At 57.0% G+C, this 17,770-nt stretch carries 15 protein-coding genes; 9 read left to right on the forward strand and 6 right to left on the reverse strand.

The genetic code is table 11. The annotated features are described in order from the left end of the window. The first annotated feature begins 2 nt into the window (after positions 1 to 2). From DJ564_RS03045 to hemE, 4 genes are all read left to right on the forward strand, one after another. The gene (locus DJ564_RS03045) at positions 3 to 1,601 is read left to right on the forward strand and encodes an AAA family ATPase (RefSeq protein ID WP_109627578.1); all 1,599 of its coding nucleotides are present in this window, start codon (positions 3 to 5) and stop codon (positions 1,599 to 1,601) included. Positions 1,602 to 1,951: 350 nt separating this feature from the next. Next, positions 1,952 to 6,397, forward strand: coding sequence for a glutamate synthase large subunit (gltB, locus tag DJ564_RS03055; RefSeq protein ID WP_109627580.1), 4,446 nt, complete (start codon positions 1,952 to 1,954; stop codon positions 6,395 to 6,397). A 33-nt stretch (positions 6,398 to 6,430) separates the two neighbouring features. Beyond that, positions 6,431 to 7,849 (forward strand): FAD-dependent oxidoreductase, encoded by a 1,419-nt coding sequence (locus tag DJ564_RS03060; RefSeq protein ID WP_109627581.1) that lies wholly within the window; start codon positions 6,431 to 6,433, stop codon positions 7,847 to 7,849. A 251-nt stretch (positions 7,850 to 8,100) separates the two neighbouring features. Beyond that, positions 8,101 to 9,168, forward strand: a complete 1,068-nt coding sequence (gene hemE / locus DJ564_RS03065) for a uroporphyrinogen decarboxylase (RefSeq protein WP_109627584.1) — start codon at positions 8,101 to 8,103, stop codon at positions 9,166 to 9,168. A 169-nt stretch (positions 9,169 to 9,337) separates the two neighbouring features. Here the strand turns inward: hemE and DJ564_RS03070 are convergent, their stop codons facing one another. Beyond that, complete coding sequence (locus tag DJ564_RS03070) at positions 9,338 to 10,612, reverse strand: MFS transporter (RefSeq protein WP_109627586.1); 1,275 nt, start codon at positions 10,610 to 10,612, stop codon at positions 9,338 to 9,340. Positions 10,613 to 10,730: 118 nt separating this feature from the next. Here DJ564_RS03070 and DJ564_RS03075 point away from each other — a divergent pair, with 118 nt between their 5' ends. Together DJ564_RS03075 and DJ564_RS03080 are read left to right on the forward strand one after the other, a co-directional pair. Then, on the forward strand, positions 10,731 to 11,624 hold the full coding sequence (locus DJ564_RS03075; protein WP_109627587.1) for a LysR family transcriptional regulator: 894 nt from the start codon (positions 10,731 to 10,733) through the stop codon (positions 11,622 to 11,624). A 92-nt stretch (positions 11,625 to 11,716) separates the two neighbouring features. After that, the gene (locus tag DJ564_RS03080) at positions 11,717 to 12,160 is read left to right on the forward strand and encodes a DUF2846 domain-containing protein (protein WP_109627589.1); all 444 of its coding nucleotides are present in this window, start codon (positions 11,717 to 11,719) and stop codon (positions 12,158 to 12,160) included. Between the two features lie 84 nt (positions 12,161 to 12,244). Here the strand turns inward: DJ564_RS03080 and DJ564_RS03085 are convergent, their stop codons facing one another. Next, complete coding sequence (locus DJ564_RS03085) at positions 12,245 to 12,931, reverse strand: hypothetical protein (protein ID WP_109627590.1); 687 nt, start codon at positions 12,929 to 12,931, stop codon at positions 12,245 to 12,247. Positions 12,932 to 13,446: 515 nt separating this feature from the next. Between DJ564_RS03085 and DJ564_RS03090 the strand changes: the two genes are divergently transcribed. Continuing rightward, positions 13,447 to 13,647, forward strand: coding sequence for a transcriptional regulator (locus tag DJ564_RS03090; protein ID WP_109627592.1), 201 nt, complete (start codon positions 13,447 to 13,449; stop codon positions 13,645 to 13,647). Between the two features lie 118 nt (positions 13,648 to 13,765). Here the strand turns inward: DJ564_RS03090 and DJ564_RS03095 are convergent, their stop codons facing one another. From DJ564_RS03095 to DJ564_RS03105, 3 genes are all read right to left on the reverse strand, one after another. Then, positions 13,766 to 14,212 carry an excinuclease gene (locus tag DJ564_RS03095; RefSeq protein ID WP_109627594.1) on the reverse strand — a complete coding sequence of 149 codons (447 nt, stop codon included), beginning with the start codon at positions 14,210 to 14,212 and terminating at the stop codon, positions 13,766 to 13,768. Between the two features lie 162 nt (positions 14,213 to 14,374). Then, on the reverse strand, positions 14,375 to 14,629 hold the full coding sequence (locus tag DJ564_RS03100) for a hypothetical protein (RefSeq protein WP_109627596.1): 255 nt from the start codon (positions 14,627 to 14,629) through the stop codon (positions 14,375 to 14,377). A gap of 33 nt (positions 14,630 to 14,662) precedes the next feature. Then, positions 14,663 to 15,034, reverse strand: a complete 372-nt coding sequence (locus tag DJ564_RS03105) for a DUF6124 family protein (protein WP_109627597.1) — start codon at positions 15,032 to 15,034, stop codon at positions 14,663 to 14,665. Between the two features lie 433 nt (positions 15,035 to 15,467). Between DJ564_RS03105 and DJ564_RS03110 the strand changes: the two genes are divergently transcribed. Beyond that, positions 15,468 to 16,064 carry a helix-turn-helix transcriptional regulator gene (locus DJ564_RS03110; RefSeq protein ID WP_109635928.1) on the forward strand — a complete coding sequence of 199 codons (597 nt, stop codon included), beginning with the start codon at positions 15,468 to 15,470 and terminating at the stop codon, positions 16,062 to 16,064. Next, on the forward strand, positions 16,057 to 16,929 hold the full coding sequence (locus DJ564_RS03115) for a queuosine precursor transporter (protein WP_109627599.1): 873 nt from the start codon (positions 16,057 to 16,059) through the stop codon (positions 16,927 to 16,929). Before DJ564_RS03110 ends, DJ564_RS03115 begins: the two co-directional genes overlap by 8 nt. A 33-nt stretch (positions 16,930 to 16,962) precedes the next feature. Here the strand turns inward: DJ564_RS03115 and queC are convergent, their stop codons facing one another. Continuing rightward, the gene (queC, locus tag DJ564_RS03120) at positions 16,963 to 17,661 is read right to left on the reverse strand and encodes a 7-cyano-7-deazaguanine synthase QueC (RefSeq protein ID WP_109627601.1); all 699 of its coding nucleotides are present in this window, start codon (positions 17,659 to 17,661) and stop codon (positions 16,963 to 16,965) included. Positions 17,662 to 17,770: the final 109 nt, after the last annotated feature.

Below are 17,770 nucleotides of genomic sequence, written 5' to 3' on the forward strand. Positions count from 1 at the left end.
CGATGACTAGTTTGCATGCCGACGAGGCTTTCCTCGGCCATTACCAGTTGAGTCATGACCCGTTTGCTCCACGGGTGCCTGGCTTCAAATTCTTCCCGGCCCAGCGCAAACCGGTGCTGGGGCAACTGCATCACCTGGCACGCTATAGCCAGTTGCTGCTGGTGGTCACGGGCCCGCAAGGCAGTGGCAAGACCCTGTTGCGCCAGGCCCTGGTGGCCAGCACCAACAAGCAATCAGTGCAAAGCGTCGTGGTTTCCGCCCGTGGCGCCGGCGATGCGGCCGGCGTGCTGCGTCAGGTGGCTCAGGCGCTGAACGTCGCCCAGGCGGAGGTCAACGCGATTCTGTCGCAGGTCGTGCAACTGGCGCTGACCGGGCAGGAAGTCTATTTGCTGGTGGATGACGCCGAGCAGCTCGACGAATCCGCGCTGGAGGCCTTGCTGGCCCTGGCCGCCGGTGCGCCGGAAGGTCGTCCGCATGTGTTCCTGTTCGGTGAGTCCTCGCTGATTGCTCAACTCGACGCGCTGAGCCTCGAGGAAGAGCGTTTCCACGTCATCGAGTTGCAGCCTTACACCGAAGAAGAAACCCGCGAATATCTGGACCAGCGGCTCGAAGGCGCCGGCCGGGGTATCGAACTTTTTACCGCAGATCAGATCTCTGATATTCACGAAAGCTCCGACGGCTGGCCTGGCACCATCAACCAGGTTGCCCGCGATGCAATGATCGAAGCCATGATTGCCAGCCGCTCAGCGGTCAAGCGTCCAAGTATGGGGTTCAACATGCCGAAGAAACACGTATTGGCGATTTCCGCCGTCGTCGTGGTCGCGGTAGCCGCCGCCTGGTTGATGCCGGGTCGCAGCAAAGCACCGACCACCGGCGCGCCAGCCAACGAGCAGGCGCAATTGCCGCTCGGCCAGGGCACGCCACAACCTAACAGCGACGGTGCGCCTTCCGTCGAATTCGCCGGTAATTCGCAACCGATGCCATTGCCGCTGGTCGGCAACTCGCAACCGGTCATGCGCGGTCCGTTGGCCGAAGCGGCCGGTGGTATCACCGAAGGCGACGACGGCGTGCCGGTCGAGGGTTCCAGCGCAACACCGCCAACCGTGACCACCACTGCACCGCCTGCCGGCATCCAGCCTGGCCCTGCGCCGACACCGGCCGCTAAACCGGCTCCAGCGCCGACTCAGGTCGCGACCGCCAAGCCAGCCCCGGCTGCGCCTGCCGTGAAGCCGGCTCCGGCGCCAGCCAAGCCAGCCGCCGTGGCCACCGCCAAGCCTGCCGAGAAACCGGCCGCCGCTCCTGCGAAAGGCGCAGGCGGTACTTGGTACGCCGGTCAGCCGACCAGTAACTACGTGGTGCAGATCCTCGGCACCAGCTCCGAAGCGACTGCGCAAAACTTCGTGAAAGAGCAGGGCGGCGAGTACCGTTATTTCAAGAAAGTGCTCAACGGCAAGCCGCTTTACGTGATCACCTACGGTAACTTCGCCAACCGCGATGCAGCCCTTACCGCCATCAAGGCCTTGCCAGCGAAGGTTCAGGCTGGTAAACCTTGGCCTCGCACTGTCGCCAGCGTCCAACAGGAACTGGCAACAACTCGCTGAAGATTCGGCGGCCTTACCCAGGCCGCCTCTCCAAGCACCTCAAAATTTCTGCAAGCGCATGCCGTCTCTCAAGACCGCGTGCCTTGTGGTGTCTGCGTTACAGTAGTCTTTGAGTCGTTGCGGTCAAAATTAAAAAAGTTTTGACTAGCACAGCAGATCGCTTTAAACCTTTCACAAATGCGACATGGATTTGCGACAGTTCGTCGTCAAATTTGTGAGCCTCTGTGTCGCTGTGTACAATGACCACCCTTTTGCCCCCGCTAAGCCGGCGTACGTTCGGCGCGGATCGCAAGTGGTTGAATTGAAAAGAAATTTGCCTCGAAAAGAGGCAGCCTGGTGAGAAAGTGTCTATGAAAGCAGGTCTGTACCAACCAGATGAATTCAAGGATAACTGCGGTTTCGGCCTGATTGCCCATATGCAGGGCGAGCCCAGTCATACCCTTTTGCAAACGGCCATTGAGGCCCTGACCTGCATGACCCACCGCGGTGGGATCAACGCCGACGGCAAGACCGGTGACGGTTGCGGTCTGCTGATTCAAAAACCGGACGTGTTCCTGCGAGCCATCGCCCAGGAAACATTCGGTGTCGAACTGCCCAAGCAATATGCCGTGGGCATGGTCTTCTTCAACCAGGACCCGGTCAAAGCCGAAGCCGCTCGCGAGAACATGAACCGCGAGATCCTGGCCGCCGGCCTGCAACTCGTCGGCTGGCGCAAAGTGCCGATCGACACCAGCGTCCTCGGCCGCCTGGCCCTGGAGCGTTTGCCGCAGATCGAACAGGTGTACATCGGCGGTGAAGGCCTGAGCGACCAAGACATGGCGATCAAGCTGTTCACTTCCCGCCGTCGCTCGTCCGTGGCCAATGCCGCCGACACCGACCACTACATCTGCAGCTTTTCGCACAAGACCATCATTTATAAAGGCCTGATGATGCCGGCGGATCTGTCCGCCTTCTATCCAGACCTCAGCGACCAGCGCCTGCAAACCTCGATTTGCGTGTTCCACCAGCGCTTCTCCACCAACACCCTGCCGAAATGGCCGCTGGCTCAACCGTTCCGCTTCCTGGCGCACAACGGCGAGATCAACACCATCACCGGCAACCGCAACTGGGCCGTGGCCCGTCGCACCAAATTCACCAACGACCTGATGGACCTGGAAGAACTCGGCCCGCTGGTCAATCGCGTCGGTTCCGACTCCTCCAGCATGGACAACATGCTCGAGCTGATGGTCACCGGTGGCATCGACCTGTTCCGTGGCGTGCGGATGATCATTCCGCCTGCGTGGCAGAACGTCGAAACCATGGACCCGGACCTGCGTGCGTTCTACGAATACAACTCGATGCACATGGAGCCGTGGGACGGCCCGGCCGGCGTGGTAATGACCGATGGTCGCTACGCAGTGTGCCTGCTCGACCGTAACGGTCTGCGCCCTGCGCGCTGGGTCACCACCAAGAACGGCTTCATCACCCTGGCCTCGGAAATCGGTGTCTGGAACTACCAGCCTGAAGACGTGATCGCCAAGGGCCGCGTCGGTCCGGGCCAGATCTTTGCCGTGGACACCGAAACCGGTCAGATCCTCGACACCGATGCGATCGACAACCGCCTGAAGTCCCGTCATCCGTACAAGCAATGGCTGCGCAAGAATGCCCTGCGCATCCAGGCGACCATGGAAGACAACGACCACGGTTCGGCTTTCTACGACGTCGATCAGCTCAAGCAGTACATGAAGATGTACCAGGTCACGTTCGAAGAGCGCGATCAGGTGCTGCGTCCGCTCGGCGAGCAAGGCTACGAAGCCGTCGGCTCGATGGGCGACGATACGCCGATGGCCGTGCTGTCCCAGCGCGTGCGCACGCCGTACGACTATTTCCGCCAGCAGTTCGCGCAGGTCACCAACCCGCCAATCGACCCGCTGCGTGAAGCCATCGTCATGTCGCTGGAGATCTGCCTCGGTGCCGAGCGCAACATCTTCCAGGAGTCGCCGGAGCACGCCTCGCGCGTGATCCTCAGCTCGCCGGTCATTTCCCCGGCCAAGTGGCGCTCGCTGATGAACCTCGATCGCCCGGGCTTCGAGCGCGCGATCATCGACCTCAACTACGACGAAAGCGTCGGCCTCGAAGCGGCCATCCGCAACGTTGCCGATCAGGCCGAAGAAGCCGTGCGCTCCGGCCGCACCCAGGTCGTGTTGAGTGACCGTCACATTGCCCCGGGCAAGTTGCCGATCCACGCCTCCCTGGCCACCGGCGCGGTACACCACCGCCTGACCGAAAAAGGCCTGCGCTGCGACTCCAACATCCTCGTGGAAACCGCCACCGCTCGCGACCCGCATCACTTTGCGGTGTTGATCGGTTTCGGCGCCTCGGCGGTCTATCCGTTCCTGGCCTACGAAGTGCTGGGCGACCTGATCCGCACCGGTGAAGTCTTGGGCGACCTCTATGAGGTGTTCAAGAACTACCGCAAAGGCATCACCAAAGGTCTGTTGAAGATCCTGTCGAAGATGGGCATCTCGACCATCACCTCGTACCGCGGTGCGCAGCTGTTCGAAGCCATCGGCCTGTCCGAAGAAGTTTGCGAGCTGAGCTTCCGTGGCGTGCCAAGCCGCATCAAGGGTGCGCGTTTCGTCGACATCGAAGCCGAGCAGAAAGCCCTGGCCGCCGAAGCCTGGAGCCCGCGCAAGCCGATCCAGCAGGGCGGTCTGCTGAAGTTCGTCCACGGTGGCGAATATCACGCGTACAACCCGGACGTGGTCAACACCCTGCAAGCCGCAGTGCAGCAGGGCGACTACAGCAAGTTCAAGGAATACACGGCGCTGGTCGACAACCGTCCGGTGTCGATGATCCGCGACTTGTTCAAGGTCAAGACCCTGGACACGCCGCTGGACATCAGCGAGATCGAACCGCTGGAATCGGTGCTCAAGCGCTTCGACTCCGCCGGCATCTCGTTGGGCGCCTTGTCGCCTGAGGCTCACGAAGCCCTGGCCGAAGCCATGAACCGCCTTGGTGCGCGTTCCAACTCCGGCGAAGGCGGCGAAGACCCGGCGCGCTACGGCACCATCAAGAGCTCGAAAATCAAGCAAGTCGCGACGGGCCGTTTCGGTGTAACCCCGGAATACCTGGTCAACGCTGAAGTGCTGCAGATCAAGGTCGCCCAAGGCGCCAAGCCCGGCGAAGGCGGTCAACTGCCAGGTGGCAAGGTCAACGGCCTGATCGCCAAGCTGCGTTACGCAGTGCCAGGCGTGACCCTGATTTCGCCGCCGCCGCACCACGACATCTATTCGATCGAAGACTTGTCGCAGCTGATTTTCGACCTGAAACAAGTCAACCCGAAGGCCCTGGTCTCGGTGAAGTTGGTGGCAGAAGCGGGCGTCGGCACCATCGCTGCCGGTGTGGCCAAGGCCTATGCGGACTTGATCACCATCTCCGGCTACGACGGCGGCACCGGCGCATCGCCGCTGACCTCGATCAAATACGCGGGCGCTCCGTGGGAACTCGGCCTGGCCGAAACCCACCAGACCCTGCGCGGCAACGACTTGCGCGGCAAAGTCCGGGTGCAGACCGACGGTGGCCTGAAAACCGGCCTCGACGTGATCAAGGCTGCGATCCTCGGCGCTGAAAGCTTCGGCTTCGGCACCGCGCCAATGATAGCCCTGGGCTGCAAATACCTGCGTATTTGCCACCTGAACAACTGCGCCACCGGCGTCGCGACTCAGAACGAGAAGCTGCGCAAGGATCACTACATCGGTACCGTCGACATGGTGGTGAATTTCTTCACCTACGTCGCCGAAGAAACCCGTGAGTGGTTGGCCAAGCTGGGCGTGCGCTCCCTCGAAGAGCTGATCGGTCGTACCGATCTGTTGGACATCCTCGAAGGCCAGACCGCCAAGCAGAACCACCTGGACCTGACCCCGTTGCTGGGCAGCGATCACATCCCGGCAGACAAACCCCAGTTCTGCCAGGTCGACCGCAACCCGCCGTTCGACAAGGGCCTGCTGGCCGAAAAAATGGTCGACATGGCCACCTCGGCCATCAATGACATGAGCGGCGCCGATTTTGCCCTGGACATCTGCAACTGCGACCGTTCGATCGGCGCACGAATCTCCGGTGAAATCGCGCGCAAGCACGGCAACCAAGGCATGGCGAACGCGCCGATCACCTTCCGCTTCAAAGGGACGGCCGGTCAGAGCTTCGGTGTGTGGAACGCCGGTGGCCTGAACATGTACCTGGAAGGCGACGCCAACGACTATGTCGGCAAAGGCATGACCGGCGGCAAGCTGGTCATCGTTCCGCCGAAGGGCAGCGTCTACAAGACTCAGGACAGTGCCATCATCGGCAACACCTGCCTCTACGGCGCCACGGGCGGCAAGCTGTTCGCCGCCGGCACCGCGGGCGAGCGTTTTGCCGTGCGTAACTCCGGTGCCCACACGGTTGTGGAAGGCACGGGCGATCACTGCTGCGAGTACATGACCGGTGGTTTCGTCTGCGTCCTGGGCAAGACCGGTTACAACTTCGGCTCAGGCATGACCGGCGGTTTCGCCTACGTGCTCGACCAGGACAACAGCTTTGTTGACCGGGTCAACCACGAACTGGTGGAAATCCAGCGGATCAGCGGTGAGGCGATGGAAGCCTATCGCAGCCACTTGCAACGCGTGCTGAACGAATACGTCGAGGAAACCGACAGCGAATGGGGTCGTAACCTCGCTGAAAACCTTGACGACTATCTGCGTCGTTTCTGGCTGGTCAAGCCCAAGGCTGCCAACCTGAAATCGTTGCTTTCCAGCACCCGTGCCAACCCGCAGTGATATGCGCCTGAAGAGTTTGATGAGGTTTTAACAATGGCTGAACGTCTGAATAACGACTTCCAGTTCATCGACGTCGGGCGCAAAGATCCGAAGAAGAAACTGTTGCGTCAACGCAAGAAAGAGTTCGTGGAGATCTACGAACCCTTCAAACCCCAGCATTCGGCCGATCAGGCCCACCGCTGCCTGGGTTGCGGTAACCCGTATTGCGAATGGAAGTGCCCGGTGCACAACTTCATTCCGAACTGGCTGAAGCTGGTGGCCGAGGGCAACATCCTCCAGGCCGCCGAGCTGTCGCACCAGACCAACACCCTGCCGGAAGTCTGCGGTCGGGTGTGCCCGCAGGATCGTCTGTGCGAGGGTGCTTGCACCCTCAACGACGGCTTCGGCGCGGTGACCATCGGTTCGGTCGAGAAGTACATCACCGACACCGCGTTCGCCATGGGCTGGCGTCCGGACATGTCCAAGGTCATACCGACCGGCAAGCGTGTGGCGATCATCGGTGCAGGCCCGGCCGGCCTCGGTTGTGCCGACGTGCTGGTACGCGGCGGCGTGACCCCGGTGGTGTTCGACAAGAACCCGGAAATCGGCGGTCTGCTGACCTTCGGCATCCCGGAGTTCAAGCTGGAAAAGACCGTGCTGAGCAATCGCCGCGAAGTCTTCACCGGCATGGGCATCGAGTTCCGTCTGAACACCGAAGTGGGCAAGGACGTGACCGTCGAGCAACTGCTCGAAGAATACGATGCCGTGTTCATGGGCATGGGCACCTACACCTACATGAAGGGCGGCTTTGCCGGTGAGGACCTGCCGGGCGTGCATGACGCGCTGGACTTCCTGATCGCCAACGTCAACCGCAACCTGGGCTTTGAAAAGTCGCCGGAAGATTTCGTCGACATGAAAGGCAAGAAGGTCGTGGTGCTGGGCGGCGGCGACACGGCAATGGACTGCAACCGCACGTCGATTCGCCAGGGCGCCAAGTCGGTGACCTGCGCCTATCGTCGTGACGAAGCGAACATGCCGGGCTCGCGTAAAGAGGTGAAGAACGCCAAGGAAGAAGGCGTGAAATTCCTCTACAACCGCCAGCCGATCGCCATCGTGGGTGAAGACAAGGTCGAAGGCGTGAAAGTGGTCGAGACCCGTCTCGGCGAGCCTGACGCCCGTGGCCGTCGCAGCCCCGAGCCGATCCCGGGCTCCGAAGAGATCATCCCGGCTGACGCCGTGGTCATCGCCTTCGGTTTCCGCCCAAGCCCGGCGTCGTGGTTTGAGCAGCACAGCATCCAGACCGACAGCCAGGGCCGCGTCGTGGCACCGGAACAAGGTCAGTACAAGCACCAGACCAGCAACCCGAAAATCTTCGCCGGTGGCGACATGGTTCGCGGGTCTGACCTAGTGGTGACGGCGATCTTCGAAGGGCGTAATGCCGCTGAAGGGATCCTGGATTACCTGGGCGTCTAACCCCCGATCCAGACCTGACATGCAGTAACCCTGTGGGAGCTGGCCTGCCAGCGATTGCATCACCTCGGTCTTGTTGACTACCGAGGTGGCCGCATCGCTGGCAGGCCAGCTCCCACATTGGTTTCCGGGTGTTGCTGAAATCTGCGTGTTTATTGCGACAAATTGACCCGATAGACAAAAGGCTGACCTGCAACCGTGCCTTTTGCGTCGCGCTCTGAGAAAATGCCCGCACTTTTTTTCCGGATGCCGACATGACTGCCCTGAAGAACGACCGTTTCCTTCGTGCCCTGCTCAAGCAACCCGTAGACGTCACCCCCGTGTGGATGATGCGTCAGGCCGGTCGCTACCTGCCGGAATACCGCGCCAGCCGCGCCAAGGCCGGTGACTTCATGAGCCTGTGCATGAACCCGGAGTTCGCTTGCGAAGTCACGATGCAGCCGCTCGACCGCTATCCGCAACTGGACGCGGCGATCCTGTTCTCCGACATCCTCACCATCCCGGACGCTATGGGCCAGGGCCTGTACTTCGAAACCGGTGAAGGTCCACGCTTCAAAAAAGTGGTCAGCACCCTGGCCGACATCGAAGCCCTGCCGATTCCTGATCCGCACAAAGACCTCGGCTACGTCATGGATGCGGTCAGCACCATCCGCCGTGAACTGAATGGCCGCGTGCCGCTGATCGGCTTCTCCGGCAGCCCATGGACCCTGGCCACCTACATGGTCGAAGGCGGCTCGTCGAAAGACTTCCGCAAGACCAAGGCCATGCTCTACGACAACCCGCAAGCCATGCACCTGCTGCTGGACAAGCTCGCACAGTCGGTCACCAGCTACCTCAACGGCCAGATCATGGCTGGCGCGCAAGCGGTGCAGATCTTCGACACCTGGGGCGGCAACCTCTCGGCGGCGGCGTACCAGGAATTCTCCCTGGCCTACATGCGCAAAATCGTCAGCGGCCTGATCCGCGAACACGAAGGCCGCAAAGTACCGGTCATCCTGTTCACCAAGAACGGCGGCCTGTGGCTGGAAAGCATCGCCGATGCCGGTGCTGACGCCTTGGGCCTGGACTGGACCTGCGACATCGGCGAAGCCCGCCAGCGTGTCGGCAACAAAGTTGCCCTGCAAGGCAACATGGACCCGACCGTGCTGTACGCCAAGCCAGAAGCCATTCGCACCGAAGTTGGCCGCATCCTCGCCAGCTATGGCAAGGGCAGTGGTCACGTGTTCAACCTCGGCCATGGCATCACCCCGGAAGTTGATCCGGAACATGCGGGTGCGTTCATGCGCGCGGTGCATGAGCTGTCGGCGCAATATCACGAGTGATCGTCGGCCAATAAAAAACGCCCGGCATATGCCGGGCGTTTTTGTGTGAGATATCAGATCGTACACGGTCAATGTGGGAGCGGGCTTGCTCGCGAAAGCGGTTGATCATTCAACATCGATGCCGACTGACCCACCGCTTTCGCAAGCCCGCTCCCACAGGGGATTTTTGTCAGGCTTTTAAATCGCCGAGCGGCGGCAACTTCGCCAGCTTCAACGCCACCAACAGCGCAATCACCAGCAGCGCACCAATAAACAACCCGATCCCGTTCCACCCGCCCAGGTGCCAGAACACTCCGCCCGCCGTCCCCGCAATACTCGACCCGGCGTAATAGCTGAACAGGTACAACGACGACGCCTGCCCCTTGGCCTTGACCGCCCGACGCCCGATCCAGCTACTCGCCACCGAGTGCGCGCCGAAGAAGCCGAAGGTGAAGATCAGCATGCCGATAATCACCACCGGCAGCGGCGTGAACATCGTCAGTGCTAGACCGGCGAGCATCAGCACAATCGTCGCCCAAAGCACTTTGCGCCGGCCCAGCTGGTCAGCCAGCGAACCGATTTTCGCCGAGCTGTAGATGCCCGACAGGTACACCACCGACAGCAGCCCAACGAACACCTGGTCCATGTGATACGGCGCGGCCAGCAAGCGATAACCGATGTAGTTGAACAGCGTGACGAACGCGCCCATCAGCACAAAAGCCTCAAGGAACAGCAACGGCAACCCGGCGTCGCGAAAGTGCATGGTGAAGCCATCGACCAGACTGCGCGGGTGCAGCGACCGAGCGCGGAAGTTGCGTGATTCGGGGAGGATTTTCCAGAACACCGTCGCCGCGATCAGCGCCAGACCGCCGATCACCAGCATCGCCGTGTGCCAGCTGACAAAGTCGATCAACACGCCGGTGATCAAGCGGCCACTCATTCCGCCAATCGCATTACCAGCGATGTACAACCCCATCGCGAGGCCGATGTGCTGTGGGTGGATCTCTTCGCTCAGGTAGGTCATGGCGACCGCCGCCAGGCCGCTCAACGACAACCCGATCAACGCACGCATCACCAGCACGCCTTGCCAGCTCGGCATCATCGCGCTGGCCATGGTGCACAACGCCGCGGCGAACAGCGCCGCGACCATCACCGGTTTGCGTCCGACACGGTCGGAGATCGGGCCGGTGATCAGCAGGCCAATGGCGAGCATGCCAGTGGCCACCGACAGGATCAGGCTGCTTTGCGCCGCGTTGATCGAATACTCGTGGGACAGCAGCGGCATCATCGGCTGTACGCAGTAGAGCAGGGCGAAGGTCGCGAAGCCACCGGAGAACAGCGCCAGCACCGTGCGCATGAACATCGGCGTGCCTTTCTCGATGTAGATCTCTTTCAATTCGGCGACAACATCGTCCACCGCATCGGGCGGGACTTCATGGGCAAGGGGGGCGACAGCAGTTTTCACTTCGGACCTCGGAGGGCGCAGCCGGTCAGGCAATGAAAAAAGCATATAGCTGCCTAATGATTCAATCCAATATATTGTTCGACCTGTTTGATAGGTTTAACGACCTAATGGAGTTTTCATGGAATTGCGTCACCTGCGCTACTTCATCGCCGTCGCCGAAGAACTGCACTTCGGCCGCGCCGCTCAGGCATTGGGCATCTCGCAACCGCCCCTGAGCCAGCAGATTCAGGCACTGGAACAAGAGGTGGGTGCCCGACTGTTTGAGCGAACCAATCGTCGGGTCGAGCTCAGCGAGGCCGGTCGGCTGTTTCTGGAAGAAGCGCGGTTGGTGCTGGCCCAGGTCGACAAAGCGGCCGATGTGGCACGGCGTGCGCAGCTCGGCGAGTTGGGCGAACTGAAGATCGGCTTCACCTCGTCGGCGCCGTTCAACTCGACCATTCCTCAGGCGATTTTTTCGTTTCGCCAGCGTTTCCCCGCGGTGCATTTGAATCTGCGGGAGATGAGCAGCACCCAAGTGGCCGACGCGCTGGTGGATGAGTCGATCGAAGTCGGCATCATGCGACCCCTCGGGTTACCGGATTCCCTCAGCGTCGTGGAACTGATGCGAGAGCCGCTGGTGGCGGTGCTCAGCTCCAAGCATCCGCTAGTCAGCGGCAGTGAAGAAGGGTTGTTCCTGTCGGCATTGGCCCTCGAACCGTTTGTGTTTTTCCCACGCAGTTATGGCAGTGGTCTGTACGCACAGTTGCTCAGCCTGGCCCGCGATGCCGGTTTCAGCCCGCACTTTGCGCAAGAGGCGGGCGAGGCGATGACGATTATCGGGTTGGTGGCGGCGGGGTTGGGCGTTTCGGTGCTGCCGGCGTCCTATCAGCGGATGCGCATTGACGGCGTGGTGTATCGGCCGTTGCTCGATCCGGAAGCGGTGTCGGCGGTGTGGCTGGTGCAGCGCAAGGATCAGAAATCACCGATGGCCAAGGCGTTTGTGGAGTTGTTGACGCGCAAGCTGACGCCTTAGGGACTCAAGGTTTTTATAGATGCGCCCCTTGGTCTTTTTTCTGATCGGCCGATAACCGCTATTGGAATCATCACAAACTATGGAGATACACGATGTTCAAGCAGTTAACGTTTACCGCTCTTCTGGCCATGATGGCGCTGACTGGCGGTTGTGCTTCGGTAAAAATGGCTGATGAAACCCAGGACGCTCAGGCCAAGACGTTCCAGGTAAGCCCGGACAAAGCCAACATCTATGTTTATCGCAACGAGAGCATGGGCGCAGGCGTGAAAATGCCAGTCACGCTCAACGGCAAACCGGTAGGCCAGACCGTCGCCAAGTCCTACCTGATGTTGGCCGTCCCGGCGGGTCAACAGACCCTCGTGTCCTCGGCGGAAAACGATTCTGAACTGAAACTCACCGCAGAAGCCGGCAAGAACTACTTTGTCTGGCAGGAAGTGAAAGTGGGCTTCATCAAGGCGCGCAACAACCTGCAAGTTGTCGACGACAAGACAGGCCGCGCAGGCGTTACTGAAAGCAAGTTGATTCAAGCTCAGTAAGCGTGTCGACAGCCCTCGCGCAGAGTGTGGGGGTTGTTCCGTTCATTGAGAGCCGCGCATTCGAGAGGTGGTGGCGCCCTGAAATCACTGCGGCCTTATGACCACCCATTTTTTTATAACGGGATCTATTGGCTGCTCCGCTTCAATTTCTGCCGGGGTTTGACTGAACGCCATGCCGTTTCCGCAAGCCGCAGTGAACATATCCCCATTGAAACTGTAGAACTCGACATTCGTTACGGTCTCGCACGCATCGCTCGCCACTATTTTTCTTGCGAGTTTGACCCGAGACGACTGATAGGTGTCATACCAGTCCTTGAAATAGGCTTTGGATCGGGTAGCTGATGCACCGGGACTCAAGATATCGCTGGCAACCCTGGCATCGTAGGGTCTCGCTGCGAAGCTCGTATAAGGTTGGATATCCTGCGGACTAACAGGATAGACACGCGCATTCCCCTTTTGTATGTCGAGTTTAACCACCATCAACTGCGCTTCTTCTGGATAAACCTTATAAACGACGTCCAAAAGACTAAGGGATGGGCTAGGGCTTTTTTCACCTGCGTAAATGAACTTCTCGTCCTTTTTCAGATTGAAGCGCCGGATCATCGTGTTGATTTTGTCGAGCCGCTTGCGTTCCTCCAAGCTGCTTTCCGCAACCGCCACAGGCTTCAGACTCTTCAATTGCTCGGGTATCGGCAATACCTGGACTTGAACATCCGCCTGCGCGCTACAGACGGCCGCTGCCAAGACCAAGGGAATAACGGGTTTCAACATGCATCCTGCTCCTTGTAGAGAAATCTTCCGGGTTTTGCTGTGTTCTATGTCGAAGGGGTTCGCTCCCGCTGAGTGCGCAGCACGCACACAATCGGCCGTGATTGCCCGGAGCATTGACCGTAGCGCGACGCTTGAATTCTGGCTGTGAGACGTTTCCGAAATTGGGTACTCAACTTTCCTGTATTTAGTTCTTTGCCAAGATGTCTGTGGTTTTTATATCCCGGCAACCTCCCTTGCACACCACGCCACTTGTTTTCAGTGTGTGTGATCCCTGATCCAGTCAGCATGATGTAGCTCGAAAAAGAGCTCTCCCTCCTGCCGCATCCCTATAGCGACGATTTTCACATCTAGATGCGCTTGCTCTCGGGACTACATGAACTTGCGTCGTTGCCCACGCTTGCGTGAGAACTCACCGACTTGTGCGCATTGGAGGTCGCCGATAGTTTAAGTCAGTGCCTGTGAACCGAGATTCGGGATGCGAGGTTTACCGCGAAACGCCGGCAGGGATGAAAGCTATGACCGAACAATTCACTCGCTGGGACTCCGCCGACTACCTAAGGTCAGAAGAGGACATGGATGAATATCTAGACGTTTGCACGGAAACAGCGGGAAGTGATTCGGGATTTATCGCTAAAGCGCTGGGTGTGATTGCGCGTGCTCGCAGCAAGGATAGATTCTTGAACGATGCCATCGGTGTTCCCGACTGGGGCTTGTGAGACTCTGAGGATCCTGGGCAACCAGCCATCGCAGAGCCAGGCAGGTATGAGGCGATGACAAGCCAGCCTGTTTGCAAAAAAAGGGCGCCTGAAAAGGCGCCCTTTGTTGTGTCTGGTGTTACTGAACCTTCGCCAAATCCCCTTTCAGCGCAACACCGGCCATGATCGCTCCGGCGTGGCATTCATAGGTCTTGGCATCTTTGCGCTCATTGCTCTTGTAGAAGCTGACAATGTTGGTCACTGCGTTAGCGCCAGCGCCCTTGGCTGCTTGGAACAGGCTGATGATTGCCGATTGCGCGACCCATTCGCAGGCCACTTCGTCAGACTTGTTGAAGGCGTTGGTTTTCTTGTTGGTCACGGCCCCCGCGCTGAGGACGGTGACGTTGCCCGTCGGTGTATTGCCGGCCAGGTAGAACTTCACGCTGCCATCGATTTTGCCGGCGCGGGTGGCTTCGGCGACGGCTTTGTCGAAGGGCAGGTACACGGGAGTGTCGCGAGCCTGGCTGACAGCCGGGAGGGCGCAGATCAGCAGGGTGGTGGCGGCAGCGAGTTTCTTGAAGTGCATGGAGGTCTCCTTGACCCGGATTAGTTCGGTTACGACCAGCGACGGAAAATCAACGAGGCGTTGACGCCGCCAAAAGCGAAATGGTTGTTCATCACGTGTTTGGTGCGCAGTTTGCCCGAACGCGTCAGCGCGGGTCGACCTCAATGAGGTCGACCTTCTTTTTTACGCCGAGAGCTGCATCTGTAATCGCCGTCCGACGACATCCAGCAAGTCGCAACCATCGCGCAATGACGTGACTAATACGCGTGCCAACTCACTGTAAACCCCCTCGCTAAAGGCGAGACTCTCCAGCAGTTGAGTTGCCGTGCGGATCCGGTAGGCCGCCGTTTCATGCAACACGTCCAGCGGTGCTTCGGTGTCGATCAGCAGCGATGCGATGGTGCTATCGGTGCCGGTGATAGGCATATATCGATCCATGACAAACCTCCACTCGGTAAAAAACGCGACGATTCAGTGGGCATTATTGGAGGGAACCTCAGACGCCCCACCGGGTGGGTCCAGGTTGTCCAGTGCCCGATTTATCATCAGTTCCGCCAGCACCGCCAACTGTTGGATTGCCAGCGCAATGTTGCGATGGGAGCTTTCGAGATTGCGGGCAAGGTCCGTGCTCATGACATTGAGCGAGGCCAGCGTTTCACAGGCATGAGCGAGCAGCGAAGGCGTGTCGATGTCTGGCTGGAGGGTGAAGAAATAGCTGACAGGGTCGGGTTGCCCGGGTTTGCGCAAGCGGGCGCTGACGCGGTGTTCAGTGAGATCGGATAGTTTGGATGAATCAATATCGTCGTCGGCTGATTGTGGAGAGTTGGGGGGAGTTCTTTTCATATCGAAGTTCCTTGCAAGATTAAAGAAGTGACAGTCCAAAACCATCAGGGGGATTGGTTGGCGGCAATGCGTGAATTGACCTGCCAGTAGATTTATTACCAGAAAATTCAGATGTATTAATCAAATAAATTAACATCTGTGTAATTAAATGATTCATGTTTAAGAAGAGCGTCAGTAATGGTGTAGGTTGCATTGCAAGCAAATTCCCTTGTTGTTGTAAGAAGTGTCGTTAAATGAAGTAAGTTATCGCTGTCAGATTTTTTACCTATCAGTATCGGTGTGAAGCAATGTTTGACGTTTGTTTGATGTGTTTGAGATATTGTCTGCGCAGTGCCGCCTCTTTAGATTGCGAAAAAGGCGGGCAGTCACTTTCTTAGCCATTCAGTCAGCATGCATGGTTTGTTTTAACTACAAGCAAATGGTAAGTATCTTGATGTTTAAGCGAGAAAAGACTGAAAGGTTGAAAAGTAATATTAAGTATTTGATAAAAAGTCGCGGAGAAACGCGGCTGTCTCTGTGCAATGCCAGTGGTTTGACCAGGACGACTATCTACAACATTTTGGAGGGGCGGGTTGTCAATGTTCAACAGTCCACCATCCGCAAAATTTCTGATTTTTTCGGTGTCTCTTATAGGGAGATAGAGACTGTTGACTTTGAAGAAAGAGACATCATAGAAAGTAGCGTTTCTTTGCAAGGTAATATGAATCCTGCAGCCGTCCCTATCATCAAAGAGAGCTTGCTTGAGCAAAGTCTGGGCAAGAGGATTGGCGAGTTGGTCGCTACCCATCCTCTGACTTATTTTTTCGGCACAGCCTGCAATTTAATCGGTGTGCTTCTGGAGAATGAAATTATCGGTGTGAATGAGTCGGGAGACTTGTTAATAGTCAAGAAGGGGTTGGTGAGTAATAACAAAGAAAAGCTGGCGTACGATAAGTTGACGAAACGGTTGTTCATAACCATTGAGCCCTGCTGTTGTTCAGATGCGGTTATTGTCATCGGGGAGATAATGGAGGAGCGGTTCAATGGATAGTGTTTCGGAGAACAGTCGGTATAAATTGTTAGGCTTTGAAAATAGTAAAGGTCTTGCCATTATCATGATTGTTTCGACAGGAAAGATCACGAAAGTAAAGCTTGATGATTTATTAAGAAGTGAAATAGTGGATGATTTAAGCAGGTCAGAGATAAAGTCGTTGTATAGGAAATTTTATTCTGGCGGGGCTGCACTGACGGCTTATGAGATAAATGATCGACATGAAAAGTCGTGGATGATTTATGTGGCGCTCAATTTGTTGCTTTTCGCACTCTATATTTTCACTAATGTTGCAGCGACAAAGCTTGTGTATATCGAGTCGATCGACGTTGTCGTGACCCCAGGAGTTTTTCTGTATCCGCTGACATTTCTAGTAGTTGATATGTTGAATGAGTTCTATGGACTTAGGTTGGCAAGAAAAGCCATCTTGTTTGCATTTGCAAGTAATGCGCTGATTACTATATTGCTAAGTTCGACCAGCTATCTTCCCGGTTTGACAGGTTGGAAACTCGATACGCCATACAGTGAAGTCATGGCGCATGTATCCTCAGTGTTGGTAGCGCCCTCTGTGTCTTTTATTTTTTCTGAATATGTGAACTCATACTTGCTGAACAAGATAAAGGAACTTACGAGTGCGAGGTTGCTATTTTTGCGCGTGTTTTTAAGTACGTTTTTTGCAGTAATAATCGACAGCTTTATTTTCTGCTTTATTGCGTTTTATGGAACAATGACTAGCGCGGAAATACTTAATATAATTTATATTCAGATCGCCATAAAAATGTGCTTCGCTGTTTTTAACGTTTTTCCAGCCTATGGAGCAAGGTCTTTATTTAAACGGTATGTGGCTGAAGCCAAGGTTGCATAAACGCAGGGGACGCTCTCTCCCCTGCGCTTTAAACTATTTTGAGTTCAGTTTTTCTTTCAAACTATTCATCACCGCTGATTTGTTTTCAAGAAACGCTACCATACCTCTTGCTCGAAGATTACACGCGTCACAATCACCGCATCCACTGCCTATTATTCCGTTATAGCAAGTCAGCGTATAGTGCTGAATCAATTCGAATTTTCCGTGATACTCAGCCAAGGCCCACGTCTCAGCCTTGTTTAATCGCATAAGCGGAGTATCAATGCGTACTTTATAATCCATGCCTAACTCAATGGAGCTGTTTAGAGATTTTACAAACGCATCGCCACAATCAGGATAACCAGAGCTTTCCGTCTCACAAACGCCTGTGATTACAGTTTCAGCGCGAACCTGGTATGCATAAATAGAAGCCAAGGTTAAAAATAAAATATTTCTACCCGGTACGAAGGTGTTAGGTATATTTTCTTCGGAATTATTGGCGCTTGGAATAGGAATGTTATCGCGCGTTAAACTACTGATGGCCAGATCATTCAACAAAGAAGTGTCCAGCACCTTATGGATCGTCACTCCAAGTTCTTTCGAAAGTTGCTGCGCCACTTCAATTTCTGCGCGGTGACGCTGGCCATAGTCAAAGGTAATGCAGTGAATTTCATCGTAAAGCGGCAACGCCTGGATCAAGCAGGTTGTGGAGTCCTGCCCACCGCTGAAAACGATAACGGCCTTTTTAGTCATGGTTCGATCTTCCTTGGGATGCCCCCGATGTGTCACGGGGGCATTGACCCTAGCGCGAAGCTCAAATTCTGGCTGTGGGACGTTTCCGAAATCGTGTACTCCAGTTTCC

This window comes from Pseudomonas sp. 31-12, assembly GCF_003151075.1.
GTDB lineage: Bacteria > Pseudomonadota > Gammaproteobacteria > Pseudomonadales > Pseudomonadaceae > Aquipseudomonas.